General features: G+C 72.5%; 21 protein-coding genes. 14 read left to right on the forward strand and 7 right to left on the reverse strand.

The window, feature by feature from the left end:
• Positions 1–7: 7 nt before the first annotated feature.
• Positions 8–730 (reverse strand): hypothetical protein, encoded by a 723-nt coding sequence (locus ACZ7DY_RS03090; protein WP_471129242.1) that lies wholly within the window; start codon positions 728–730, stop codon positions 8–10.
• A gap of 126 nt (positions 731–856) precedes the next feature.
• On the opposite strand from ACZ7DY_RS03090, the gene ACZ7DY_RS03095 reads away from it, so the two are divergent.
• Positions 857–1,747, forward strand: coding sequence for a hypothetical protein (locus tag ACZ7DY_RS03095; protein WP_471129244.1), 891 nt, complete (start codon positions 857–859; stop codon positions 1,745–1,747).
• Between the two features lie 122 nt (positions 1,748–1,869).
• On the opposite strand, the gene ACZ7DY_RS03100 is transcribed toward ACZ7DY_RS03095, so the two are convergent.
• The gene (locus ACZ7DY_RS03100; protein ID WP_471129246.1) at positions 1,870–2,580 is read right to left on the reverse strand and encodes a FadR/GntR family transcriptional regulator; all 711 of its coding nucleotides are present in this window, start codon (positions 2,578–2,580) and stop codon (positions 1,870–1,872) included.
• Positions 2,581–2,766: 186 nt separating this feature from the next.
• On the opposite strand from ACZ7DY_RS03100, the gene ACZ7DY_RS03105 reads away from it, so the two are divergent.
• Genes ACZ7DY_RS03105 through ACZ7DY_RS03140 form a run of 8 tightly spaced genes read left to right on the forward strand, consistent with a single transcriptional unit; the run spans position 2,767 to position 10,825 of the window.
• Positions 2,767–3,861 carry a sugar ABC transporter substrate-binding protein gene (locus ACZ7DY_RS03105; RefSeq protein ID WP_471129249.1) on the forward strand — a complete coding sequence of 365 codons (1,095 nt, stop codon included), beginning with the start codon at positions 2,767–2,769 and terminating at the stop codon, positions 3,859–3,861.
• Complete coding sequence (locus ACZ7DY_RS03110; protein ID WP_471129250.1) at positions 3,858–5,435, forward strand: sugar ABC transporter ATP-binding protein; 1,578 nt, start codon at positions 3,858–3,860, stop codon at positions 5,433–5,435. The genes ACZ7DY_RS03105 and ACZ7DY_RS03110 overlap by 4 nt, the downstream gene beginning before the upstream one ends.
• Positions 5,428–6,477 (forward strand): ABC transporter permease, encoded by a 1,050-nt coding sequence (locus ACZ7DY_RS03115; RefSeq protein WP_471129252.1) that lies wholly within the window; start codon positions 5,428–5,430, stop codon positions 6,475–6,477. The genes ACZ7DY_RS03110 and ACZ7DY_RS03115 overlap by 8 nt, the downstream gene beginning before the upstream one ends.
• Before the next feature lie 47 nt (positions 6,478–6,524).
• A complete protein-coding gene (locus ACZ7DY_RS03120; protein WP_471129253.1) occupies positions 6,525–7,874 on the forward strand; it encodes an enolase C-terminal domain-like protein in 1,350 nt (449 codons plus the stop codon).
• Between the two features lie 5 nt (positions 7,875–7,879).
• On the forward strand, positions 7,880–8,635 hold the full coding sequence (locus ACZ7DY_RS03125; protein ID WP_471130205.1) for an SDR family NAD(P)-dependent oxidoreductase: 756 nt from the start codon (positions 7,880–7,882) through the stop codon (positions 8,633–8,635).
• Positions 8,632–9,651, forward strand: coding sequence for an aldo/keto reductase (locus ACZ7DY_RS03130; protein ID WP_471129255.1), 1,020 nt, complete (start codon positions 8,632–8,634; stop codon positions 9,649–9,651). The genes ACZ7DY_RS03125 and ACZ7DY_RS03130 overlap by 4 nt, the downstream gene beginning before the upstream one ends.
• Positions 9,648–9,962 carry an L-rhamnose mutarotase gene (locus ACZ7DY_RS03135; protein WP_471129256.1) on the forward strand — a complete coding sequence of 105 codons (315 nt, stop codon included), beginning with the start codon at positions 9,648–9,650 and terminating at the stop codon, positions 9,960–9,962. The genes ACZ7DY_RS03130 and ACZ7DY_RS03135 overlap by 4 nt, the downstream gene beginning before the upstream one ends.
• The gene (locus ACZ7DY_RS03140; RefSeq protein WP_471129259.1) at positions 9,959–10,825 is read left to right on the forward strand and encodes an amidohydrolase family protein; all 867 of its coding nucleotides are present in this window, start codon (positions 9,959–9,961) and stop codon (positions 10,823–10,825) included. Before ACZ7DY_RS03135 ends, ACZ7DY_RS03140 begins: the two co-directional genes overlap by 4 nt.
• On the opposite strand, the gene ACZ7DY_RS03145 is transcribed toward ACZ7DY_RS03140, so the two are convergent.
• The gene (locus tag ACZ7DY_RS03145) at positions 10,813–12,240 is read right to left on the reverse strand and encodes a lipase maturation factor family protein (RefSeq protein ID WP_471129261.1); all 1,428 of its coding nucleotides are present in this window, start codon (positions 12,238–12,240) and stop codon (positions 10,813–10,815) included. The genes ACZ7DY_RS03140 and ACZ7DY_RS03145 overlap by 13 nt on opposite strands.
• A gap of 155 nt (positions 12,241–12,395) precedes the next feature.
• On the opposite strand from ACZ7DY_RS03145, the gene ACZ7DY_RS03150 reads away from it, so the two are divergent.
• From ACZ7DY_RS03150 to ACZ7DY_RS03160, 3 genes are read left to right on the forward strand one after another with little or no spacing between them, the layout of a single operon-like run.
• The gene (locus tag ACZ7DY_RS03150) at positions 12,396–13,544 is read left to right on the forward strand and encodes a DUF6777 domain-containing protein (protein ID WP_471129264.1); all 1,149 of its coding nucleotides are present in this window, start codon (positions 12,396–12,398) and stop codon (positions 13,542–13,544) included.
• A 47-nt stretch (positions 13,545–13,591) separates the two neighbouring features.
• Positions 13,592–15,709, forward strand: a complete 2,118-nt coding sequence (locus tag ACZ7DY_RS03155; protein ID WP_471129266.1) for a SpoIIE family protein phosphatase — start codon at positions 13,592–13,594, stop codon at positions 15,707–15,709.
• Positions 15,710–15,718: 9 nt separating this feature from the next.
• Positions 15,719–16,579 (forward strand): Fpg/Nei family DNA glycosylase, encoded by an 861-nt coding sequence (locus ACZ7DY_RS03160; protein ID WP_471129268.1) that lies wholly within the window; start codon positions 15,719–15,721, stop codon positions 16,577–16,579.
• A gap of 21 nt (positions 16,580–16,600) precedes the next feature.
• Here the strand turns inward: ACZ7DY_RS03160 and ACZ7DY_RS03165 are convergent, their stop codons facing one another.
• Together ACZ7DY_RS03165 and ACZ7DY_RS03170 are read right to left on the reverse strand one after the other, a co-directional pair.
• Positions 16,601–17,245 carry a zf-HC2 domain-containing protein gene (locus ACZ7DY_RS03165; protein ID WP_471129270.1) on the reverse strand — a complete coding sequence of 215 codons (645 nt, stop codon included), beginning with the start codon at positions 17,243–17,245 and terminating at the stop codon, positions 16,601–16,603.
• A gap of 88 nt (positions 17,246–17,333) precedes the next feature.
• Positions 17,334–17,846: a hypothetical protein gene (locus ACZ7DY_RS03170; RefSeq protein ID WP_471129272.1), complete on the reverse strand. Its 513-nt coding sequence runs from the start codon at positions 17,844–17,846 to the stop codon at positions 17,334–17,336.
• Between the two features lie 289 nt (positions 17,847–18,135).
• Between ACZ7DY_RS03170 and ACZ7DY_RS03175 the strand changes: the two genes are divergently transcribed.
• A complete protein-coding gene (locus ACZ7DY_RS03175) occupies positions 18,136–19,416 on the forward strand; it encodes a CapA family protein (RefSeq protein WP_471129275.1) in 1,281 nt (426 codons plus the stop codon).
• 30 nt (positions 19,417–19,446) lie between these two features.
• Here the strand turns inward: ACZ7DY_RS03175 and ACZ7DY_RS03180 are convergent, their stop codons facing one another.
• Together ACZ7DY_RS03180 and ACZ7DY_RS03185 are read right to left on the reverse strand one after the other, a co-directional pair.
• Positions 19,447–20,871 (reverse strand): amino acid permease, encoded by a 1,425-nt coding sequence (locus ACZ7DY_RS03180; protein ID WP_471129278.1) that lies wholly within the window; start codon positions 20,869–20,871, stop codon positions 19,447–19,449.
• A gap of 135 nt (positions 20,872–21,006) precedes the next feature.
• Positions 21,007–21,468 (reverse strand): universal stress protein, encoded by a 462-nt coding sequence (locus ACZ7DY_RS03185; protein ID WP_471129280.1) that lies wholly within the window; start codon positions 21,466–21,468, stop codon positions 21,007–21,009.
• A gap of 112 nt (positions 21,469–21,580) precedes the next feature.
• Here ACZ7DY_RS03185 and lysX point away from each other — a divergent pair, with 112 nt between their 5' ends.
• On the forward strand, positions 21,581–24,880 hold the full coding sequence (lysX, locus tag ACZ7DY_RS03190) for a bifunctional lysylphosphatidylglycerol synthetase/lysine--tRNA ligase LysX (RefSeq protein WP_471129283.1): 3,300 nt from the start codon (positions 21,581–21,583) through the stop codon (positions 24,878–24,880).
• Positions 24,881–24,889 lie beyond the last annotated feature (9 nt).

Genomic DNA, 24,889 nt, shown 5'->3' on the forward strand with positions numbered 1-24,889 from the left:
GGGGCACTCAACCGTCGGTCCGTAGCCAGACGCGCAGCGGGCCGACGGGCTCGAACCCCTGACGGACGGCGGCCGCCAGGTCGTCACCGCTCTCGTACCCGACGGCCGGCACACCCGGCCACAGCCGGTCCGTGGCCGCCAGGCAGGAGCGCCACGCGGTGTCCAGATCGTCGTCGGCGGCGAAGAGGTTGGAGACGCCGATCACCGAGGCCGCGGGGTAGGCGATGGCACCGGCGGTGATCCCGCCGGCCCCGTCCGCGCCCCGCGCGAGGAACACCGCGCCGTCGTCGAGCAGCGACGGCCGGAACAGTCCCTCGCTCTCCCCGTCACCGCTCCACGCGGCCTCCCAGGCGAGCAGGCGTTCGGCACTTCCGACCGGCTCCCAGTCACCGGCACCCGGCATAGCGGGTGCCGTCGCCGCGCGGTGGATCCACTGCGCCTCGAACAGCACGGAGAAGCCGGCCGCGGAGAGGTCCAGCGTGCCGAAGCTGTCCTTGACGGAGGCGCCGGGTGAGGAGAGGTCGATGCGGGGGAGTACGTCGTCGGGCGTCGCCGTCGGCGAGAGTGTCACGGCGTCGGGATACAGCGGGGGAGTGCGCAGGGCGCTCGCCCACACGCCCCTTTCGATGGTGCCGGCCACTCCGTGGGAGCCGCAGACGGCGTCGCACCAGGCGGCGTTGTTGGTGACGGCCGCGGTGAGGGGCGTGGTTGCGCGCGAGTCGGTGATCACGCCGGAATGCTGTCAGAACCGCCCGTGCGCGTCGCCTGCTTTTCGTTCGGGCGCCCTGTGGGGAGAGGGGTGCCATCGGTGGTCCCATGCAACATGATGAGCTCCTGAGGCTGTCGCGCGACGGGGGTGTGGGCGAGGGCGCGGGAGCCGCCGTCACCGAGCTGGTCCGGTCGCGGCTGGCCCGCACGGAGCGGGGGCGCGCGGCGCTGGAGGGGATCGAAGGGGATCGAAGGGGATGGTCAGGCCCAGGCGCGGGCCGTCCTGCGGGAGGAGATCGAGGCGGACCCCGAGCTGCGGCGGCAGCTGGCGTTCCACCTCGACGCCCCCACGACGTACAGCCGCGACGCGGTGGTCATCGACCGCAGCACGATCTCGCGCAGCCACATCTCACTCGGGCCGATCACGGTCAACAAGTCCCCGGCCGCGCTCACTGTCCTGGCACCGTCCGGCGTACTGCTGCTGGCCCTGGTGGCGCTCGGCGTGTACGGAGGGACGCGGCTCCTCACCGACGACGGCCCTCGGGGCGGCGACGGTCGGGGGAGCGCCGCGAGCGGCGGCAAGGCCGCGCCGGACGAGGAGGAGACCGCCGACTCCGGCGGCGACGCGGCCGACCGCACGCGTGCACTCACCGTGGCACAGACGCGCGACGCCCTGCCCACGCGGGAGGACATGCCGCCCGGCTGGTCCCAGGAGGGCCCGGCCGGTGCCACCGAAGCGGAACGAGCGGGCGGCTGCCACGAGGGAGGCACGCGGTATGCGCTGACCTCATCGGGGTCGGGGTCCGTCAGGGCCGAGTTCCGGATCTTCGGGTGCACGTCGCTCGCCCAGGCGGAGCGGGCGCGCGGGGAACTCGTCCGGCAGCAGTCCGGCTACGACAGGACCACACCGCTCTCCCTGGCGCCCCTCGGCGACAAGAGCTCCACCTTCACGTACTACAAGGAGCCCGAGGACAGCACGAACGCGATGGCGGTCGTCCGGGTGGGCAGCACGTGGCCTGGCTGCGCTTCGGCGAGGTGAACGATCTGCCGGGGTACGAGGCGCAGCTCGACGAGCCGGCCCGCGCCTTCGTCGACCGGATCGATCGGACCCTGGCTGACGGCTGACGGCCGGTGGCTAACGCTCGACCCGTGGAGCGGGCTTCATCCCTCCACCTGCGCCCGCAGCCACTCCTCCACCTCACCCACGTGTGCCGCCGCCGCGGCGCGGGCCGCCTCCGGGTCCCGTGCGACGAGCGCGCGGTGGATGCGGGCGTGCTCGCGACGGGTGCGTTCGAAGGCGCCCTCCTCCTGGTAGCCGCGCCAGACCCGGGCACGGAACGTCCTCGAGGACAGGCCCTCCAGGATCGCGGCCATCGTGTCGTTGCCGGCGGCGAGGGCGATCGTGCGGTGGAACGCCAGATCGTGGGAGAGGATCTCCTCCGGGTCGTCCGTGGCGTTCATGGCCTCCAAGTGTTTCTCCACGTCCGCCAGCTGGCCGGGAGAGATGCGGGCCGCCGCCAGGGCGGTGGCGGTGGACTCCAGCACCCGGCGGACTTCCAGGAGCTCGACGAGGCGTGCTCCCCTGGACAGGTCCGCGACCACCCCGAAGGTCTCCAGGAGGTCGCCGGCCTCCAACTGCGTGACGTAGATGCCGGAGCCGTGCCGCGCTTCGAGCACCCCGAGCACCGTCAGCGCCCGGATGGCCTCGCGCATCGAACTGCGCGAGATGCCCAGCCGAGCGGCCAAGTCCCGTTCGGTGGGCAGACGTTGGCCCGGTTCGAGCCTGCCCTCGCCGATCATCGCCTTGATCTGCTCGATGGCCCGCTGCGTCACGGTGCCCTTCTGCGGGGCGGACTGGTCTGGCTGGTCCACGTAACGCTCCTCAACTGGCCGGGATCGCCGCAGTCTAGCCAGCGATGTGGTCCGACCACTACGGCCGGAAACCGGGGAAAGTCGGCGACGGGGGGTGTTGTGAGCGGCAAGTGGTCTGATAAATATTCGCGTCATCAAGTCCCCCTCCGCTCCCTCTTCCGTCCCCCCTCGATGAGGAGTCCGCAGATGGCCGGCCGGAAAGTACGCAGCAAACCGAGCAACGGGCTGAGCGGAACGGGGGTTTCGCGGGCGGTGCGCGCCGCGGCCGCCATCTCCTGCGCCGCCCTCGCACTCGCCGCCTGCGGCAGTACGAAGGACGCCGCGTCGCCCGGCGCCGGTGGTGGCGGCGAGGGCAAGGTCGGGGTGATCCTGCCCCTGCTCACCTCGCCCTTCTGGCAGTCGTACAACGACTACGTGCCCAAGATGGCGAAGTCCGAGGACGTCGACGCGATGAAGACCGTCAACTCCAACAGCGACCCCTCGCAGCAGATCACCGACATCAACAACCAGCTGACCCAGGGCGTCAAGGGCCTCGTCGTCGCGCCGCTCGACAGCGCCGCCGTCTCCGCCGGCCTCGACCAGGCCGAACGCAAGGGCGTCCCCGTGGTCGCCGTCGACGTCGCCCCCGAGAAGGGCAAGGTCGCGATGGTGGTGCGGGCCGACAACGTCGCGTACGGCGAGAAGGCCTGCGACTACCTCGGCAAGCAGGTGCGGACCGGCAAGGTCATGCAGGTCATGGGCGACCTGGCGTCCGTCAACGGCCGCGAGCGCTCCCAGGCCTTCCGCGACTGCGCGAAGAAGAAGTATCCGAAGCTGAAGGTCCTGGAGATCCCCGCCAAGTGGGAGTCCGACACGGCCGCCGCCAAGCTCGACACCCTGCTCAACTCCCACCCCGACATCAAGGGGATCTACCTGCAGGCCGGCGGCGTCTACCTCGCGCCCACCCTGCAGACCCTCAAGTCCAAGGGGATGCTGGAGAAGGCCGGCCGCAAGGGGCACATCAGCGTCATCTCCAACGACGGCATCCCGCAGGAGTTCGAGGCGATCCGCAAGGGACAGATCGACGCGACCGTCTCCCAACCCGCCGACGCCTACGCCAAGTACGGCATGTACTACATCAAGGCCGCGATGAACGGGAAGAAGTTCACGCCCGGCCCGACCGACCACGGATCGACGATCGTCAGGCTGCCCGGCGGCATCCTGGAGGACCAGCTGCCCGCCCCGCTGGTCACGAAGGAGAACGTCGACGACTCCGAGCTGTGGGGCAACACGGTCGAATGAACGCGCCGACGACCACACACCCCCCGGGCCGGACCGAGGCGACCCCGCTCGTCGAGGCCTCCGGCATCGTCAAACGGTACGGGCCCACCGTCGCACTGCGGGACGGCCGCCTGACCGTCCTGCCCGGCGAGTCCCACGCCCTCGTCGGCCGCAACGGTGCGGGCAAATCCACCCTCGTCACCGTCCTCACCGGCCTCCAGGCGCCCGACGCGGGCACCGTCCGCTTCGACGGCGAGGCCGCGCCGCCGCTCGCCGACCGCGACGCCTGGCGCCGCAAGGTGGCCTGCGTCTACCAGAAACCCACCGTCGTCCCCGAACTGTCGGTCGCCGAGAACCTCTTCATCAACCGGCAGCCCGCCGGCCGCAGCGGCCTCATCAGCTGGCGCCGGCTGTGGGCCGAGGCCACCGCCGTCCTCGACACCTGGGACGTACGCGTCGACCCCGCGGCCCGCACCGCCGACCTCTCGGTCGAGGACCGCCAAATGGTCGAGATCGCGCGGGCGTTGAGTTTCGGCGCCCGCTTCATCGTGCTCGACGAGCCGACCGCGCAGCTCGACAACCGCGAGATCGAGCGCCTCTTCACCCGCATGCGCGCCCTCCAGGGCTCCGGCGTCACCTTCCTGTTCATCTCGCACCACCTCCAGGAGGTGTACGAGGTGTGCCAGACCGTCACCGTGCTGCGCGACGCCCGCTGGATCACCAGCGCCCCCGTCGCCGAACTGCCCCGCGCCGCACTGGTGGAGGCCATGGCGGGCGAGGTCGTCGCCGAACAGGCCGAGGCCGAGCAGGCCGTGGCCCGCACCGGGGCCCCCGCCGACGCCCCCGTACGGCTAGACGTGACGGGCCTGACCGGCGCCACCTACGCCGACATCACCTTCACCGTCCGCGAGGGCGAGGTCGTCGGCCTCGCCGGATCCAGCGGCAGCGGCAAGACCAACCTCGCGGAGAGCTTCGCGGGCCTGCACACGCCGACCGCCGGAACCGCCCGGCTCGACGGGCGCGCCCTGCCCTTCGGCGACGTGCGGGCCGCCCTGCGCGCCGGGGTGGGCTGCGTCCCCCGCGACCGCCACGGACAGGGCCTCGTCTTCGGCATGACGATCGGCGACAACGCCACCCTGAGCGTCCTTGACCGGCTCGGCCGCCACGGCTTCGTCGCCACCGACGCGCGACGCCGCTTCGCCCGCGACCTCATCGACCGCCTCGACATCCACGCCGAGGGCCCCGACCAACCCGTGTCCGACCTCTCCGGCGGCAACGCCCAGAAGGTCGTCATGGCCCGCGCACTCGCCTCCGACCCCCGCCTCCTCGTCCTCATCAACCCGACCGCGGGCGTCGACGTGAAGTCCAAGGAGTCCCTGCTCGCCCGCGTGGACCACGCCCGCGACGACGGCACCGCCGTACTCGTCGTCTCCGACGAGCTCGACGACCTGCGCCGCTGCGACCGCGTCCTGGTCCTCTTCCACGGCCGGATCGTCGCCGAGCACCCGGCGGGCTTCGCCGACCACGAGCTGATCGCCTCCATCGAAGGGGTCACCGAACCGGAACCAGAGGGAGCTGACCACGACCGTGGCTGACATCAAGGCCCCGTCGGCCTCACCGACCACCGCCAGGACCACCGCGGCGAAGACCGGCGACACCCGCGCCGGGGCGCGCACCGTCCTGCTCCGCCGCGCCCGCGAACTCGCCCTTCTACCGGCGCTGTTGCTGCTCATGCTCTTCGGCGCCCTGGTCAACGACTCGTTCCTCACCGAACGGAACCTCATCTCCGTCCTCGGCGCGTCCGCCGCGCTCGCGATGGTCGTCCTCGCCGAATCACTGGTCCTCATCACCGGCAAGTTCGACCTCTCCCTGGAGTCGGTCGTCGGCATCGCCCCCGCCGTCGGCGCGCTCCTCGTCCTGCCCGCCGCCCAGGCAGGGTTCGGCACGGACCTGCCCGCCGCCGTCGGCATCCTCGCCATCCTGCTCGTCGGCGCGGCCATCGGCGCCTTCAACGGCATCCTCGTCGTCAAGCTCAAGCTCAACGCCTTCATCGTCACGCTCGCCATGCTGATCGTGCTGCGCGGCCTGCTCGTCGGCGCCACCGAGGGCAAGACCCTCTTCGGCATGTCCGACGCCTTCTACACCCTCGCCACCACCACCTTCCTGCACATCCCCATGTCGGTGTGGCTCGCCGCGGCCGCCTTCGGCCTCGCCGGCTTCGTCCTCAAGTACCACCGAGTGGGGCGCGCCCTGTACGCGATCGGCGGCAACCCCGAGGCGGCACGCGCCGCCGGCATCCGCGTCGAACGCGTCATGCTCGGCGTCTTCGTCGTCGCCGGGGCCCTCGCCTCGGTCGGCGGCCTCATGCAGACCGGCTACGTCGGCGCCATCAACGCCAACCAGGGCCAGAACATGATCTTCACGGTCTTCGCCGCCGCCGTCATCGGAGGCATCAGCCTCGACGGCGGCAGGGGCACCATGTCCGGCGCGCTCACCGGCGTCCTGCTGCTCGGCGTCGTACAGAACCTGCTCACCCTCGCCCAGGTGCCGTCCTTCTGGATCCAGGCCATCTACGGCGGAATCATCCTGGTCGCCCTGATGATCGCCCGCGTCACCACGGGCCGCGCACAGGACTGACCTCCCCGGTTCCGCAGCGCCCCCGCCCCTTTCCGGAAAGGCCTCCTGTGTCCCCGACCCCCGCCCGCATCACCGCGGTCGACACCTACGACATACGGTTCCCGACCTCACGCGAGCTCGACGGGTCCGACGCGATGAACCCGGACCCCGACTACTCCGCCGCCTACCTCGTACTGCGCACCGACGCCGACGACGGCTTGGAGGGGCACGGCTTCACCTTCACCATCGGCCGCGGCAACGACGTCCAGGTCGCCGCGATCCGCTCCCTGCGCCACCACGTGATCGGCCGCCCGGTCGAAGAGGTCTGCGCCGACCCCGGCACCGTCAGCCGCGCCCTGACCGGCGACAGCCAGCTGCGCTGGCTCGGCCCCGAGAAGGGCGTGATGCACATGGCCGTCGGCGCCGTCGTCAACGCCGCCTGGGACCTCGCCGCCAAACGGGCCGGCAAACCCCTGTGGCAGCTGCTCGCCGACGCCACCCCCGAATGGCTCGTCTCCCAGGTCGACTTCCGCTACATCGCCGACGCCCTCACCCCCGCGGAGGCCCTCGCCCTGCTGCGGGCGGGCCGGGCGGGCGCCGCGGGCCGCACGGCCGCCCTCAAGGAGCGGGGCTTCCCCGGCTACACCACCTCGCCCGGCTGGCTCGGCTACAGCGACGAGAAACTCACCCGCCTCGCCCGGCAGGCCGTCGCCGACGGCTTCACCCAGATCAAGCTCAAGGTCGGCGCGGACCTCGCCGACGACATCCGCCGCTGCCGCGCCGCCCGCCGCGCGATCGGCCCCGGCATCCGCATGGCCGTCGACGCCAACCAGCGCTGGAACGTCGACGAGGCGGTCCGCTGGACGCGCGCCCTCGCCGAATTCGACCCCTACTGGGTCGAGGAGCCCACCAGCCCCGACGACGTCCTCGGCCACGCCAGGATCCGCACCGCCGTCACCCCCGTCAAGGTCGCCACGGGCGAACACGTGCAGAACCGCATCGTCTTCAAACAGCTCCTCCAGGCCGGCGCCATCGACATCCTCCAGATCGACGCGGCACGCGTCGGGGGCGTCAACGAGAACCTCGCGATCCTGCTGCTCGCCGCGAAGTTCGGCGTCCCCGTCTGCCCGCACGCGGGCGGCGTCGGCTTGTGCGAACTCGTCCAGCACCTGTCGATGTTCGACTACGTGGCCCTCGCCGGCACCACCGAGAACCGCGTCATCGAGTACGTCGACCACCTCCACGAGCACTTCACCGACCCCGTCGTGGTGCGCGCCGGCCACTACACCGCCCCGACCGCGCCCGGCTTCTCGGCCACCATGCGGGCCGACTCCGTCGCCGAATTCACCTACCCCGACGGCACGTTCTGGACCGCCGACCTCGCTCACCGCACCCAGGAGAAGGGAGCCGCGGCATGACGGCCGTGCAGGACTTCGATGGGCTCACCGCCCTGGTCACCGGCGGCGCCTCCGGCATCGGCCGGGCCACCGCCGAACTCCTCGCCGAACGCGGCGCCCGGGTCGCCGTGCTCGACCTGGACCCGAGCGGCGTGCCCGAACCCCTCCACGCCTACACCGCCGACGTCGGAGACGACGCCTCGGTGCGGGCGGCCGTCGCCTCGGCCGCCGCCGACCTCGGCGCGCTCGACGTACTGGTCAACAACGCGGGCATCGGCGCCCAGGGCACCGTCGAGGACAACGACGACGCGCAGTGGCACACCGTCCTGGACGTCAACGTCCTCGGCGTCGTCCGGACGACCCGCGCCGCCCTGCCCCACCTCCGCCGCTCCGCCCACGCGGCGATCGTCAACACCTGCTCCATCGCCGCCACCGCGGGCCTCCCGCAACGCGCCCTGTACGCGGCGTCGAAGGGGGCGGTCCTCTCCCTCACCCTCGCCATGGCCGCCGACCACGTCCGCGAAGGGGTGCGCGTCAACTGCGTCAACCCCGGCACCGTCGACACCCCCTGGGTCGGCCGGCTCCTGGACGCGGCCCCCGACCCGGCCGCCGAGCGGGCCGCACTGGAGTCGCGCCAGCCCACCGGACGACTGGTCACCGCGGCCGAAGTCGCGGGCGCCATCGCCTACTTGGCGAGCCCCCTGTCGGGCGCCACCACCGGCACTGCACTCGCCGTCGACGGCGGCATGCAGGGCCTGCGGCTCCGCCCGGTGACCCGATGAGCGCCCTGGCACGGCGCCCCCTGCGGCCCGGCGGCGTCGAGGTGACCGAACTGTCCTTCGGCGGCGCCGGCATCGGCAACCTCTACGCGCCGGTCACCGACGACCAGGCCGCCGCCGCCCTCGACCGTGCCTGGGACGCCGGCATCTGCTACTTCGACACCGCGCCGCACTACGGACTCGGCCTCTCCGAACGCCGCCTCGGCGCGGCACTGCGCGGCCGGGACCGCTCCTCGTACGTCATCTCGACGAAGGTCGGCAGGCTGCTGGAACCCGCCGACGAGGTGACGGGCGACGACCTCGCCGACGGCGGGTTCGCGGTGCCCCGGACCCATCGCAGGGTCTGGGACTTCAGCGCGGACGGCGTGCGCCGCTCCCTGGAGTCAAGCCTCACCCGCCTCGGCGTCGACCACGTCGACGTCGTCTTCCTGCACGACCCCGACCACCACGCCGAACAGGCCTTCCACGAGGGCTACCCGGCCCTGGAGAAGCTGCGCTCCGAAGGCGTCGTCGGCGCGATAGGCGCCGGCATGAACCAGGCCGCGATGCTGACCCGCTTCGTCCACGACACGGACATCGACGCCGTCCTCTGCGCGGGCCGCTACACCCTCGTCGACCACACCGCCCTCACCGACCTGCTGCCCGCCGCCGACGAGCGGGGCGTGTCGGTCGTCATCGGTGGCGTCTTCAACTCCGGACTGCTCGCCGACCCCGGACCGGGTGCACGGTTCGACTACACCGAGGCCCCGCCCGCACTCCTCGCGCGCGCCCGCGCGCTGCGCGCGGTCGCCGAACGGCACGGCACCACGCTGCGGGCCGCCGCCCTGGCCTTCCCGTTCGGCCACCCGGCCGTCGCCAGTGTGCTGGTCGGCGTCCACACGCCGGAGCAGGCCGCCGACGCCGCCGCGCAGTTCGCCGCCGACGTGCCCGCCGCGTTCTGGCGCGAGGCACGCGCGGAAGGCCTGCTCCCGGCCGGCGTACCCGTCCCCGCAGCCGTCCCCGGAGAGGAGCGTCGGTGAGGATCGCCCTGCACACCAAGGTCCGCGCGGACCGGGTCGCCGAGTACGACGCCGCGCACCGCGAGGTCCCCGCCGAACTCACCGCCGCCATCCGCGCAGCGGGCGTCTCCTCCTGGACCATCTGGCGCAGCGGGACCGAGCTGTTCCACCTCCTGGAGTGCGAGGACTATGCCCGGTTCCTCGCCGAGCTCGCGGAACTGCCCGTCAACATCGCCTGGCAGGCGCGGATGGCGGAGCTGCTCGACACCGTCCACGACTACTCCGCCGAAGGCGCGGGGGCCGGGCTGCCCACCGTGTGGGAACTGCCATGACCGGGCCCGCCGGGACCGTGCCGGCCCTCGTCGACGCCCACCACCACGTGTGGGACCTGGCCGTGCGCGACCAGGAGTGGATCACCGGCGACGCCCTCGCGCCGATCCGCAGGAACTTCACCGAGGCCGATCTCGCGCCCGAGGCCCGCGCGGCGGGTGTCACCGCCACCGTGGTGGTGCAGACGGTCACCGTCCCTGAGGAGACCCCGGAGCTCCTTGCCCTCGCCGCCGACAGCGAGCTGGTCGCGGGCGTCGTCGGCTGGACGGACCTCACCCGCCCGGACGTCGCCGACACGCTGGCCGCGCTCCGCGAACTCCCGGGCGGGCGGCACCTGGTGGGCATCCGCCACCAGGTGCAGGCCGAGCCGGACCCGGGCTGGCTGCTGCGCGCCGACGTCCGCAGGGGACTGGCCGCAGTCGCCGCCGCGGGTCTCGCCTATGACCTCGTCGTCCTGCCCAACCATCTGCCTGCCTGCGCCGAGGCGGCGGCAGCCCACCCCGAACTGACCTTTGTCCTCGACCACTTGGGCAAGCCGCCCATCGCCTCCGGCGCCCTGGAGCCCTGGGCCTCGGCGATCCGCGCCCTCGCCGCCCGCCCCAACACCGTGTGCAAACTCTCCGGCATGGTCACCGAGGCCGACCACAGGACGTGGACCGTGGACGACCTGCGCCCCTACGCCGACACCGTCCTCGCCGCGTTCGGGCCCGGCAGGCTGATGTACGGCTCCGACTGGCCGGTCAGCACGCTGGCGGCGGCGTACGGCGAAGTCCTCGACGCCGCACGCCTGTTGACGGCGGAACTCGACCCGGCGGAGAGGCGCGAGGTGTTCGGCGGCACGGCGCGCCGCGTCTACGGCCTCTGAGCCGGCGGGGCGAGCCGCGTCGGCGGCAGGAATTCCCGGACGTACGTGCGCTGCCAGCAGGCCCCCGTCTCCCGCAGCTCCCGCCAGGACGTGTACCGGTAGCGGTAGAGCCGGGCGCGGATGTGCACGGGCGGCGCGTCGGGCGGGAACGGCGAGCGGCGCAGCAGCCGCAGCGTGTCCCGGTCGCCGTCCAGCAGACGCTCCACCAGCGGGCCGAACCACGACCTGGCGTACGCGGGGGAGAGGCCGGCGAACCACATCATCCAGTCGAGCCGCAGGTGGTACGGGGCGAACTGGCGCGGCCACCGCCGTACGTCCCCCGGCTTCCCCCGGAACTCGTACGCCCGCCAGTCGGAGTCCTCGCGCGGCACCTCGTCCGCCGTGCCCTCGATCACGATCTCCTGGCGCACCCGGTTGACGGACCCGAACGCGCCGTACGTGTTGACGAGGTGCAGCGGGTCGAAGGAGGAGTTCATCACCTGCCGCCGGGACAGCAGGTTGCGGGCCGGCCGGTGACTCAGGGCGAGGAGCCCGACGGTGACTGCGATGACCACCACCTCGTACCAGAGCGGCGGGCCCGCGACGCGGGGCGGCGTGTACCAGGCGGAGAGGTCGAGGGCGGACGCGGCGAGCACGATGGTGAGCCAGTTCAGCCAGGCGAAGTTGCCCGAGAGGACCAGCCACAGCTGGGTCACGATCATCAGGGCGGCCGCAGCCGTCGCCACCGGGTGGGGTGTGAACAGCAGGAAGGGCACCGCGAGTTGGGTGACGTGGTTGGCCGCCACCTCCACCCGGTGCACGGGCCGCGGCAGATGGTGGAAGAACCAGCTCAGCGGGCCGGGCATCGGCTGTGTCTCGTGGTGGAAGTCCAGACAGGTGAGCTTGCGCCAGCAGGCGTCCCCGCGCATCTTGATCAGCCCCGCGCCGAACTCCACCCGGAACAGCACCCACCGCAGGAGGAACAGCACGAGAACGGGCGGTGCCACCCGGTCGTTGCCGAGGAAGACCGCGAGGAAGCCCACCTCAAGGAGCAGCGACTCCCAGCCGAAGCCGTACCACGTCTGCCCCACGTTCACGATGGAGAGGTACAGCGCCCACGGCACCAGCCACAGCGCCATCGCGCCCCACAGCGGCAGCCCGCCGTCGAGACCGGCGAGCAGCGCCACCGCGACCGCACACCCCGACCAGGCGCAGAGCGCGAAGAACCGGTCGGAGTAGTGCAGCTGGAACAGGCTCGGCGCGCGCCGGAACGGCACCCGGGCGACATGGCGCGGCACCGGAAGCATCCCGCGCTCCCCGATGAGCGCCCGGAACTGCAGGGCCGCCCCGAGGAACGCCACGAGATAGATCGCGGCCAGGCCCCGCTGGAAGATCAGCCGGCCCAGCCAGTACGCGTCGGCCGTGAACCACTCCACCCGCCCATTGTGCCGCTGATCAGGGCCTTCGGCAGGGGTGGCGGGCGCACGCGGAGCGGCCGGGTCCGGCTTGCGGGGGTGCCGGAACCCCGGCAGACAATGACGGGACGCCCCGGCACGCGGGGGAACACGGCACGGCAACGGCGGGAGAAGCGGTGCGCGCACCCACCAGGACCCACGCGGTCGTCCTCGCGATATCGGCGGCCCTCGCGGTCGCGGGCTGTTCCGGCGGCGGCGACACGAAGAGCGCCGGGGGCGGCGGCGAGCTGTTCCTGCAGCCGGTGGCCGCCCAGGGCCCCGACCCGTTCACCGACTCCACCGCGCGGAGCGCCGGATCCCCGCCACCCGTCACCCGTTCGCCGCAGCCCCCGCCGACCGGATCCGCGACACCGCAGGGCACCCGTTCGGTCTCCGGCGAGACGCCGGGCCTCTACGGCGGCACGCACTCCGTCGGCAGCTGCGACGTCGACCGGCAGGTGCGCTTCCTCGGCGCCGACCCGGCCAGGACCCGCGCCTTCGCACAGGCCTCCGGCATCGACCCGGCCGCCGTGCCCGGCTTCCTGCGGGACCTGACCCCCGTCGTGCTGCGGGCCGACACCCGCGTCACCAACCACGGCTTCCGCGACGGCTCCGCGACGAGCTTCCAGTCCGTCCTGCAGTCCGGCACCGCCGTCCTCGTCGACGACCGCGGAGTGCCACGGGTCCGGTGCGCCTGCGGCAACCCGCTGAAAGCCCCGGCCGCCCTCGGCTCCACCCCTCGCCACCACGGCCGCCCGTGGAGCGGCTACCAACCGACGCGGGTCGTCGTGGTGACCCCCGCGCCGCGCCCGATCACCGTCATCACCCTCGTGAACATCACCGACAACACGTGGATCGAACGGAAGACCGGCGACGAGCACGCGGGCCACGACCGCGTCACCCGGCCTCCGGCGACGCCCCCACCCCCGCCCACGACGCCGACCCCGCCCACGCCGCCCTCCACACCGACGGACCCGGACGAGACCGACCCCGGCGAACGGGACCACGACCGCAGCGGCACCCCCGACGAGTCCACCGGACCGGACCAGAGCCCCGACCCCGGCGACTCCACGACCGACTGCCCCACGACGACCGGCACACCCACCGACCCGGCCTCACCGCCGCCGCCCGGCTGCACCACACCGCCGTGGTCGGACACGCCGCCGGCCCCGGAAGACCTCACCGAAGCGCCGTCCGAGGAGGAGCCGGACGGCCTCGTGCCCGACGACCCGTACCTGTCGGAGAACCCCTTCTTCGACACCGAGCCGGACACCTACGACAGCTGACGGTCTCCCCGCGTGCGCCCGCGGGACCCTCCGCCTAGCGTGGGCCCATGGAGCACGACCCGGCGGGGCACTGCCCCTGCGGACAGCCGGCCGGGGAGCCGGACGGCTGCTTCCTCGCGCTGTACGGCAGGGCGCTGCGCATGGGCCGCTTCGACTGGGACCTGGACACCGGCCTGATGACGATGGACGACACCGCCCACGAGGTCTTCGACGTACGCCCCGACGAGTACGACAACCGGCCCGAGACCCTCTCCGTCCGGGTACCGACCGTCGAGGCCCACCGCCTCGACCAGACCGTGTCGCACGCCCTGAAGGACGGCAGCGACACGTACGGCGCGTACTTCCGCATCCGCTGCCGCACCGGCACCCTGCGCTGGACCCACACGCAGGGGTGCATCCAGCGGGACGCCACGGGCCGGCCGCGCCGCATCGTCGGCATCGTCAGGGACGCCACCCGCGAACTCGGCGAGAGCCCGGCCGCGCTGCGCGAGCGGGCCGACGAAGAGGCCGAGCGGCGCCGCACGACCAGCATCGTCCAGGGCACCACGGCGGCGCTCGCGCACGCCCGGACCGTGCGCGACGTGATCGACGTGCTCCGGGACGCCCACGGCCTCGCCCACCTCGGCGCGTCCAACCTCGTCATGGGACTCGTCGAGGCCGGGCGCATCCGGCTCGTCGCCGAAGGGCCCGCGGGCAGCTTCGTCCCCGGCACCCGCCTGACGGGCGTCGAGGAGGAGTACCCCATGAGCGAGGTCGTCCGCACCCTCGCCCCGCGCTACATCGACACCGCCGACGACTTCGCGGAGTCCTACCCGCTGCTCTGGCCGCACATCGACGAACTGGGCATCACCGCGGCCGCGTACCTGCCGCTCATCGCACAGGGGCGCGCCGTCGGCGTCCTCGGCCTGCTCTACCAGGACAAGACCGGTTTCACGACCGAAGAGCGCAACGTCCTCGTGGCGCTGAGCAGCAGCATCGCGCAGAGCCTGCAGCGCGCCATGTTCTACGAGCAGGAGAAGGACCTCGCCCAGGGCCTCCAGCAGGCCATGCTCCCCCGCAGCATCCCCGGCGTGCCCGGCGCCGAGATCGCCGTCCGCTACCGGTCGGCGGCGCTCGGCCGCGACATCGGCGGCGACTGGTACGACGTCATCCCGCTGCCCGGGGGCGCCCTCTCCGGCGGAGGCCGCGTCGGCGCCGTCATCGGCGACGTCCAGGGCCACGACACGCACGCGGCCGCCGTCATGGGCCAGCTCCGCATCGTGCTGCGCGCCTACGCCACCGAAGGGCACACCCCTGCCACCGTCATGGCCCGCGCCTCCAACTTCCTGCACGAACTGGACACCGACCGCTTCGCGACCTGCCTGTACGCGGAGGCGGACCTGTCGACCGGCGTGGTGCAGTTCGTCCGGGCCGGCCACCTCGACCCGATCCTCCAGCTCACCGACGGCTCCTGCCGCCGGGTGCCGGTCGACGGCGGCCTGCCCCTCGGCCTCTCCGCCGAGTTCGGGCAGCTCGACTACCCCGTCACCACCCTCGATCTCGACCCCGGCCAGACCCTGCTGCTCTGCACCGACGGCCTCGTGGAGGTGCCCGGCGCCGACCTGGACGAGGGCACCCGCGCCCTCGCGGAGCTCGCCGCCGACGGCCCCCAGGACCTGCGGCGCCTCGCCGACCGGCTCTGCGGCATGGTCGACGGACGCGGCGGGGACGACGACGCGGCGCTGCTCCTGCTGCGCCGCCGGATGGTCGACGCGCCCCGCGCCGGCGGCCGCCTCCAGCAGCACGTCGCGCCGAGCGACCCGGAGGCACTCGCCGACGCGCGGCACATGATCAGGGCCGCGGTGCGGGCCTGGGGCGCGGGCGAACGGGCCGACGAGATCGAGCTGGTCGCCGACGAGGTGATCACCAACGCCCTGATGCACACCGACGGCTCCGCGGTCGTGACCCTGCGCGTCCTCACCGGCGCCGACCGGCGGCTGCGCGTCGACGTGGAGGACGCGTCGAGCGCCCTGCCGCGCCGCCGTGACGCGGGCGACTCCGGGGTGTCGGGCCGCGGCCTCCTGCTGGTGGACCGGCTCGCGGACGTGTGGGGCGTGGAGGCGCGCGGCAGCGGCAAGTGCGTCTGGTGCGAATTCATCGTGTCCGACGCCACGACGGGGGAGTGAGGGAGAGCCATGCCGGAACTGCCCGAAGTCGAGGCGCTGAAGGACTTCCTGACGGACCATCTGGTCGGCCGGCAGATCGTGCGCGTCCTGCCGGCCGCGATCAGCGTCCTCAAGACGTACGACCCGCCGCTCACCGCCCTCGAGGGCCGCACCGTCACCGCGGTGCGCCGGTACGGCAAGTTCCTCGACATCGACGCCGGCGGACCGCACCTGGTCACCCATCTCGCCCGCGCGGGCTGGCTGCGGTGGCACGACCGGCTCCCCGACGGCGTGCCGCGCCCCGGCAAGGGCCCGCTGGCGCTGCGCGTCGCGCTGGAGACCGGGGAGGGCTTCGACCTCACGGAGGCGGGCACACAGAAGCGCCTCGCGGTGTACGTCACCGAGGCGCCGGAGGAGATCGAGGGGATCGCCCGCCTCGGCCCCGACCCGCTGGCCGCCGACTTCGACGAGGAGAGGTTCGCGGGTCTGCTGGCGGGCGAACGGCGGCAGATCAAGGGGGCGTTGCGCGATCAGAGCCTGATCGCGGGCATCGGGAACGCGTACAGCGACGAGATCCTGCACGCGGCCCGCATGTCGCCGTTCCGGCTCACCTCGAGCCTCACGGAGGAGGAAGTCCATGGGCTGCATGTGGCATTGCTGGATACGCTGAACGAGGCGGTCGAGCGCTCGCGCGGTGTCGCGGCGGGCCGTCTCAAGGCGGAGAAGAAGAGCGGCCTGCGCGTCCACGGCCGCGCCGGCGAACCGTGTCCGGTCTGCGGCGACACGATCCGGGAGGTGTCCTTCGCCGACTCCTCGTTGCAGTACTGCCCGACCTGCCAGACCGGCGGCAAACTGCTCGCGGACCGGAGGCTGTCGCGCCTGCTGAAGTGAGGCGCGGGCGGACCGGGCGGTTCACCGGCGGCGCAGCGTCACCAGGGACTCGCCGTCGGCCGTGCGCACCTCGTACCGCACCGTCTGCGCGGTGCGCAGCGCCGTGGCGCCCCGGGTCCGCACCGTGCGTGCCGGGACGCGCCACGTCGTGACGGTCTGCTCGGAGCCGTCGGCGGCGACGGCCACCAGGGCGCAGACCCGGCCCGCGTCCGCCGTATCCCGCACCGTGAGCCCGATCTCCGCGCCCCATGCGCGATCCCGTGCGGTGAGCGCGGCGCGGACGCCGCTCCGCGCGTCCTGGGCCGCCAGCCGCACCGGCTCGGGCCCGCCCGCCGTGACGAGGGCCGTGGCGGGCGCGGTGACGGCCAGGGCGGCGGCGACGGTGACGGCGGCGAGGCGGCGTCCGAGCCACAGGCCGTGCAGTCGCCCGGTCGCCCGCAGGAGCCGGTCCAGGAGGTCGGGGGCGGGCGCGGTGAAGAGCTCCACGGAGGCGGGCGTCACCTGTCCGTAGAGCTTCAACCGGCTGGTGGCCGGGTCGAGTTCGTGCAGTGTGAGGAGGCAGGCGGGGCAGCCCGCGAGGTGGTCCTCGAAGCGGAAGGAATCTGCTTCGTCGAGGACGCCGAGCGCGTAGGCGCCGGCGTCGCGATGCCGCTCCAGGGCCCTCATGGTGTTCCTCGCCGTTCCGTGTCGGTAGGGGTGCAGCTCGCCCTCCGGTACGCACGGGACCGCGGAATCACTCACGGCGGGGCGGGGTTCAGAACAGGTGGATCGCCAGGTGCCCCAGCGGCAGTCCGAGCCGCCACGCCGGGGTCCACACCTTCGGCCCGTCCTCCTCGCCCTGGCCCGCGCGGCCGGGCACCGCGTCCAGGTCCGGGGCGAGCAGTTCGGTCTCCTGGAGCCAGCGCCACGCGCGGTCGGCGAGCTCCAGGTCGGGGCGGGGGCCACCGGCGGCGACGGCGTCCCGGGTGAGCCGCGTCAGCCGCTCCCTGACCCAGTCCTGCCACGGCTGGCCCTCCGCGGTGAGCGAGAGCCAGGTCTCCAGCTGCGACACCACGCGGATGCCGGACAGTTCGCCCTTGCTGTCCGACAGGAAGATCGTCAGCGCCAGGGCGTCGCGTCCCGCCCGGTACTCGAAGGAGGTGGGCGGCATCAGATCGCCGGTGCGCAGCAATTCGTCCGCGATGTACTCGGCGTACAACCACGCCATGGGGACGGCGAGTTCGCCGCCCTGGGGGCCGTCCGTGTTGCCTCTGCTCTCGTGCCGCATTCCGTTCCGCCTTCCTCCGGTCCGTGCGCGTCACCGGCCTCTGGCCCCCCAATCCGGCACACGGTGAGGACAGCCGATTACCAGTGGGGGGTGCCGAGCAAGGCGCTTTACGGAGCCTTGACCCGGCCTCCGGTTTCATCGCAGGTGAGCTGCCCTGTGTTGTTCGCGTCACAGTGGACGTCATTTGACTCCGTTTCAGGGACTGTGTCGGCATTGCTCCTTGATTTGCCGTTACGTTCATATGTGGATTCGTTTGGCCGATTATCGTCCCAGCCACGGAGCCCGCCCCATGACGCAGCGCGCACGGACCTCACGGCACACAAGAACCTCTCTGACCTCGGCAACCACCCCCCGGACCGGGCGCCCGCGCCCCGCCACCGCCGCCGCGGCGGCCCTGCTCCTCGCGGGAGTCGCGGGCACCTCGGCCTGCACCGTCACCGGAGGGGCGAACGGATTCGAGCCCGGGGGGCACCGCGCGGCGGGCCACGGCGACGTGGCGGAGCCGGCGCACTCACCGGCCGGTGGTTCCGCCGCCGGGCGGCGTCCTTTCACGCTCGTCGCCTCCGGTGACGTGCTGCCGCACGACTCGATCATCCGCCAGGCCAGGGCGGACGCGGGCGGCGACGGCTACGACTTCGCGCCGATGCTCGCGGGCGCCAAACCGGTCGTCTCCAAGGCCGACCTGGCGATCTGCCACATGGAGACGGTCTACGGCGCCGACGGCGACTACAGCGGCTACCCCGCCTTCAAGTCCCCGCCCCAGGTGGCCCGCGCCCTCAAGGCCACCGGGTACGACTCGTGCTCCACCGCCTCCAACCACACGCTGGACGACGGGGCCGAGGGAGTGCGGCGCACCCTCGACGCGCTGGACAAGGCGGGCGTGCGGCACGCCGGTTCGGCCCGCTCGGCGGCCGAGGACAAGAGCCCCGCCTGGCTGCGGGCGGGCGGCGCGAAGGTCGCGCAGCTCGCGTACACCTACGGCACCAACGGCTATCCGCTGCCGAAGGGCAAGCCCTGGTCGGTCGACCTGATCGACCGGGACAAGATCGTCGCCGACGCTCGGGCCGCCCGCAAGGCAGGCGCCGACGTCGTGGTGGTCAGCCTGCACTGGGGCTCGGAGTGGCAGGACGAGCCCGACCGGCAGCAGCTGCGGCTCGGCAAGCAGCTCACCTCCTCGCGCACGGGCGGGCGCCCGGACATCGACCTCCTGCTCGGCACGCACGCGCACGTCCCCCAGGCCTACGAGAAGGTGAACGGCACCTGGGTGATCTACGGCATGGGCGACCAGATCGCCGGTGCCATGATCAACCACGAGGGCGCCGACGACCCGCGCGGCAACCAGGGCACGATCGGCCGCTTCACCTTCGAGCCACCGGCAGGCCCGGACGCCCGCTGGCAGGTGAAGAAGGCCGAGTTCCTGCCGATGGTGTTCGACACGGACGCGGGCCGCGTCGTCAACCTCAACAGGGCGCTGGACCGCGGTGCCGAGGTCACCGACGTGCGGGACCGGATCCGCCGGGTCGTGCTCAGCCGCGGGGCCGGCAAGCAGGGGCTGGTCATGGGGAAGTAGCCCCCTGGACGGACGACCTCGTCACGGATCTCACGCCTGCGGCGAGCGCTCCGCCTTCGCCAGCTCCGACCTGCGGTACGAGTACCCGAAGTACACGACGAGACCGAGGACGAACCAGACGGCGAACCGCACCCAGGTCTGCCACTGCAGGAACGTGATCAGCCAGATGGAGAAGATCACCCCGAGCGCCGGCACCACCGGCATCCCGGGGCAGCGGAAGGTGCGCGGCAGCTCCGGCCGCTTGTAGCGCAGCACGATCACCGCGACGCAGACCACGACGAACGCAAGGAGGATGCCGATGTTCGTCAGCTCGGCCGCCTCGCCGATCGGCAGGAACCCGGCGATGGCGGCCGACGCGACCCCGACGATCCACGTCACGCGCGTCGGCACGTGCCGGGTCGGGTGCGTCTTGGCGAACCACTTGGGAAGCAGGCCGTCCCGGCTCATCGAGAACCACACGCGCGTGCAGCCGAGCATGAACGTGAACATCACGGTGAGGATGCCGATGATCGCGCCCACCGCGATGACATCCGCCAGGCCGCCGAGCCCCACCGACTTGAAGGCCGTGGAGAAGCCGCTCTCCGGGTCGACGTCCTTGTAACTCTGCATGCCCGTCAGGACCAGGCAGGCGAGCACGTACAGCACCATCGAGATGGCGAGGGAGTAGAGGATCGCCTTCGGCATGTGCCGCTGTGCGTCCTTGGACTCCTCCGCGGCCGTGCTCATCGCGTCGTACCCGAAGACGGCGAAGAAGACAGTGGCGGCGCCCGTGAACGCGCCGCTGACCCCGTAGGGGAAGAACGGGTCGTAATTGCCGGTCTCGATGTGGAAGAAGCCGACCGCGATCACGACGATCACCACGATCACCTTCAGCACGACCACGATCATCTCGAAGCGCGCGGCGTTCTTGATGCCGAGGGTGAGCAGGTACGCGATGAAGAGGCAGAGCACCGCGGCGAAGAGGTCGACCTTGTGGCCGTCGCCGGTGCCCGGCGCGCCCATCATCCAGTTCGGCAGCTCGGCCCCGAGCTCCTCGACCAGGAAGCCGAAGTAGCCGGAGATGCCGATCGCGACGACGGCGACGATCGCGGTGTACTCGAGGAGCAGATCCCAGCCGATGAACCAGCCGGTCAGCTCGCCGAGCACCACATAGCCGTAGGTGTACGCAGAGCCCGCCTTCGGGATCATGCCCGCGAACTCGGCGTACGAGAAGGCGGCGGCCGCGCTCGCGACGCCCGCGATCAGGAACGAGATCAGCACCGCGGGGCCCGCCGTGCCGTTGGCCACGGCGCCGGCGAGGCTGAAGATGCCGGCGCCGATGATGCCGCCGACCCCGATCGCCGTGAGCTGCCAGAGCCCGAGCGACCGGGAAAGACCGCCGCCCGCCTCTGTCTCCTCGATGTGCTCGATGGGCTTGCGGCGCAGTACGCCCTGTCCCATCCGGAGTCCCGGCATGAGCTCCACCTCTTCGCGGACGGCAGTCGGCTGATGGCGGATCATGATGGCGCAGCGCGCGGCTCGACGGAAGACGCCACACCCCTCGCGTCCCGAGGGCGCGCGCGGTGGGGCCATTCGGGGCAGTGCGGACGGCTACGGCACCACGGTGACCGGCCAGCGGCCGGCCTTCACCAGGCGCACGGCGACCGAACCGACGATGCGGTGGCCCGCCTGCTCGGAGGCGCCGACGACGACGGCGTCGGCCTTCAGGTCGTCGGCGGCGGTGACCAGACCGGTGTACGGGTCGCCGCGGAGGGTGTGGAACTCCCACCGGACGTCGAATATGCCCTTCACCCGCTCGGTGGCGGCCCGGATCTCCGTGATCAGCCCCTCGGCGATCTCGTCGGTCGTCTCGGCGACCGGGGCGCCGAACGCGGCCCCCGCCGCGAGGACGGGCTGGACGTACACCACGGCGAGCAGCGCCCGCTGCCGCCGGGCGAGGCCCCCGGCGTAGGCCGCCGCCCGCAGGGACGTATCGGAGCCGTCGACTCCGACGACGATCACCTTGGGCCCGTCGGTGCCGCGTTCGAACTGCTGCGACTGGTCATCACTCACGCCGAGAGGTTAGCGGAGGCAGTCATACCGCCTGCGCTCCGGGCCGCCGCCCCCGTACGGGGCCGCCCTTCTCGACGCGCGCGGCGGCTCACCTCTTCCTAGAGTCGTGCCCATGACTGTCAGTACGGAGGAACCGGAGGCCAGGGGGCGGATACGGGGCCGGCACGGCTTCCTCGGCCGCGTACCGGAGGGCTTCGCCGCCTTCTTCGGGACCCTCGGCGTCTTCTGCACGGTCCTCGCGGTGATCGCGCCGCTGCGGCGGCTCCTGCTGCCCGTCATCCGGGTGCTCGAACTCCTCACGGTCCCGGTCAGCACCAACCTCGCGTACGCCGTCTTCCTCTTCCTCCTGGCCGCCGCCACCGCCGCCCGCAAGAAGGTCGCCTGGTGGCTCGTCGTCAGCTACCTGGGCCTGCTCCTCGCCTTCGACGTGCTCGGCGCGGCCCTCGGCTACTGGGCCGAGTCCCTGCCGTCCTTCGTCGTGTGCGGCCTCGCCTTCATCCTGCTGATCCTGGCCCGCAAGGAGTTCTCCGCGGACTCCCGGCGCGGCGCCGTCCGGCGTGCCCTCGCGGTCCTCGTGGCCGGGCTTGCCCTCGCCACCCTCCTCGGCTGGGGGCTCGTCGAACTGTTCCCCGGCACGCTGGTGCACGGCGAACGCCTGCTCTGGGCGGCGAACCGCGTCTGCGGCGGACTGCTCCACGGCCGCGACTACTTCGACGGCTCCCCACCGCGCGGCCTCTACTTCTGGCCCGGCCTGTTCGGCGCCCTCGCCCTGCTCAACGCCGCGGCCACCCTCTTCCGCTCCCAGCGCATGGAAGCGGCCCTGCACGGCGACGAGGAGCCCCGCATCCGCGCGCTCCTCGGGGCGTACGGGGCGCAGGACTCGCTGGGCTACTTCGCCACCCGGCGCGACAAGGCCGTCGTCTTCTCGCCCAGCGGCAAGGCGGCCGTCACCTACCGGGTCGAGGCGGGCGTCTGCCTGGCCAGCGGCGACCCGGTGGGCGACCGCGAGGCCTGGCCGCACGCGATCGGCGCCTGGCTTGACGTCGCCCGGCGGTACGCCTGGCAGCCCGCCGTCATGGGCGCGTCCGAGGACGGCGCCACCGCGTACGCCCGCGCCGGCCTCGGCGCCCTGCAACTCGGCGACGAGGCGATCCTGCACGTCGCCGACTTCGACCTGGACGGCCGCGACATGCGCGTCACCCGGCAGGCCGTGAACCGGGTCCGCCGCGCCGGCGCCACCGCCCGGGTCCGCCGGCACTCCACCCTCACCGACGAGGAGATGGAGGAGATCATCGACCGGGCCGACGCCTGGCGGGACACCGAGACCGAGCGCGGCTTCTCCATGGCCCTCGACCGCCTCGGCGACCCCGAGGACGGCGGCTGCCTCCTCGTCGAGGCCCTCGGCGGCGACGGCAAGCTCCTCGCGCTGCTCTCCCTCGTCCCCTGGGGCAAGGACGGCGTCTCCCTCGACCTGATGCGCCGCGACCGCACCGCGCCGAACGGCGTCATGGAGTTCATGGTCGCCGAACTCTGCGCCGCCGCGCCCAAGTTCGGCGTGCGGCGCATCTCGCTGAACTTCGCGGTGTTCCGCTCGGTCTTCGAGGAGGGCGGCCGCATCGGCGCGGGACCGGTGCTGCGGCTGTGGCGCAAGCTGCTCCTGTTCTTCTCCAAATGGTGGCAGCTGGAGGCGCTCTACCGCTCGAACGCCAAGTACCACCCCGAGTGGTACCCGCGGTTCATCTGTTACGGCGACAGCGGCGCCCTCGCCCGCATCAGCCTCGCCTCGGGCATCGCCGAGGGCTTCGTCTCGGTGCCGTCGCTGCGCAAGCTCTGGGGCAAGGGCCACCGGCCGCGGGGCGTCGACCGGCCCACGACCACCGAGGGCCTGCCGTCCATCGCCGCCCTCGGCCTCGCAGGACAGGACGACACCGCCGACGCCGACCCCGCCTCGAAGCTCCCGGAACAGATCCGCATCCGGCACCGCAAACTCGACCGTCTGCGCGCCGACGGAGTCGACCCCTACCCGGTGGGCGTCCCCCCGCGCACCCATCAAATCGCCCACATCACCCGGGACATGACGGGGCAACAGGTCACGGTCGCGGGCCGTGTCATGCTCGTACGCGACTTCGGCGGCATCGTCTTCGCCGTACTGCGCGACTGGTCGGGCGACCTGCAGCTCGCCCTCACCCGCGACACATCGGGCCCCGGCGTCCTCGACCGGTTCACCACCGGCACCGACATCGGCGACCACATCAACGCCACCGGCACGGTCGGCACCAGCGACCGGGGCGAGCTCACCGTCTTCGTCACCGACTGGCGGCTCACCGGCAAGTGCCTGCGCCCACTGCCCGACAAACGGCGCGGCCTCACCGACCCCGAGGCCAAGGTCCGCCGCCGCTATCTCGACCTCGTCGCGAGCCCCGGCGCCCGCGACGTGGTGCGGGCCCGCTCCACCGCCGTACAGGCGCTGCGCCAGGGGCTCCTCGACCGCGGCTACCTGGAGGTCGAGACGCCGATGCTCCAGCAGATCCACGGCGGCGCCAACGCCCGGCCCTTCACCACCCACATCAACGCCTACGACCTCGACCTGTATCTGCGGATCGCGCCCGAGCTCTACCTGAAGCGCCTCTGCGTCGGCGGCATGGAAAAGGTCTTCGAGATGGGCCGCACCTTCCGCAACGAGGGCGTCTCCTACAAGCACAACCCCGAGTTCACGATGTTGGAGGCCTACCAGGCCTTCGCGGACTACGACGTGATGCTCGACCTCACGCGCGAACTCATCCAGGGCGCCGCGACCGCTGCCTTCGGCTCACCCGTCGCCCGCAAGGCCGACGTCGACGGCAAGCTCGTCGAGCACGACATCTCCGGGCCCTGGCCGGTCAGGACCGTGTACGGCGCGATCTCCGAGGCGCTCGGCGAGGAGGTCGACGCGGACACCCCGCTGACCGCACTGCACCGGCACTGCGACCGGGCCGCCGTCCCGTACACCACCGACGACGGCCGCGGCGACGTCGTCCTGGAAATGTACGAGCGGCTGGTCGAGGAGAGGACGACGCTGCCCACCTTCTACAAGGACTTCCCGACCGACGTCTCCCCGCTCACCCGCCGGCACCGCACCGAACCACGCCTCGCCGAGCGCTGGGACCTCGTCGCCTTCGGCACCGAACTGGGCACCGCGTACTCGGAGTTGACCGACCCCGTCGAACAGCGCCGCCGCCTGACCGAACAGTCGCTGCGCGCCGCCGGGGGAGACCCGGAGGCCATGGAGCTCGACGAGGACTTCCTCGACGCCCTGGAGTACGCGATGCCGCCCACCGGGGGCCTCGGCATCGGCGTCGACCGGCTCGTCATGTTCCTCAGCGGTTTGACCATCCGCGAGACCCTGCCCTTCCCCCTGGTCCGCCGCGTCTGATCGGGTGCT

This window comes from Streptomyces sp. NPDC037013, from assembly GCF_055607265.1.

What these genes read in the sequence shown, in the direction of transcription:
- ACZ7DY_RS03110 (WP_471129250.1), top strand. Translation starts at nt 3,858, where the DNA reads ATGAACGCGCCGACGACCACACACCCCCCGGGCCGGACCGAGGCGACC.
- ACZ7DY_RS03180 (WP_471129278.1), bottom strand. Translation starts at nt 20,871, where the DNA reads ATGCCGGGACTCCGGATGGGACAGGGCGTACTGCGCCGCAAGCCCATC.
- ACZ7DY_RS03170 (WP_471129272.1), bottom strand. Translation starts at nt 17,846, where the DNA reads ATGCGGCACGAGAGCAGAGGCAACACGGACGGCCCCCAGGGCGGCGAA.
- ACZ7DY_RS03105 (WP_471129249.1), top strand. Translation starts at nt 2,767, where the DNA reads ATGGCCGGCCGGAAAGTACGCAGCAAACCGAGCAACGGGCTGAGCGGA.
- ACZ7DY_RS03130 (WP_471129255.1), top strand. Translation starts at nt 8,632, where the DNA reads ATGAGCGCCCTGGCACGGCGCCCCCTGCGGCCCGGCGGCGTCGAGGTG.
- lysX (WP_471129283.1), top strand. Translation starts at nt 21,581, where the DNA reads ATGACTGTCAGTACGGAGGAACCGGAGGCCAGGGGGCGGATACGGGGC.
- ACZ7DY_RS03175 (WP_471129275.1), top strand. Translation starts at nt 18,136, where the DNA reads ATGACGCAGCGCGCACGGACCTCACGGCACACAAGAACCTCTCTGACC.
- ACZ7DY_RS03140 (WP_471129259.1), top strand. Translation starts at nt 9,959, where the DNA reads ATGACCGGGCCCGCCGGGACCGTGCCGGCCCTCGTCGACGCCCACCAC.
- ACZ7DY_RS03165 (WP_471129270.1), bottom strand. Translation starts at nt 17,245, where the DNA reads ATGAGGGCCCTGGAGCGGCATCGCGACGCCGGCGCCTACGCGCTCGGC.
- ACZ7DY_RS03155 (WP_471129266.1), top strand. Translation starts at nt 13,592, where the DNA reads ATGGAGCACGACCCGGCGGGGCACTGCCCCTGCGGACAGCCGGCCGGG.
- ACZ7DY_RS03160 (WP_471129268.1), top strand. Translation starts at nt 15,719, where the DNA reads ATGCCGGAACTGCCCGAAGTCGAGGCGCTGAAGGACTTCCTGACGGAC.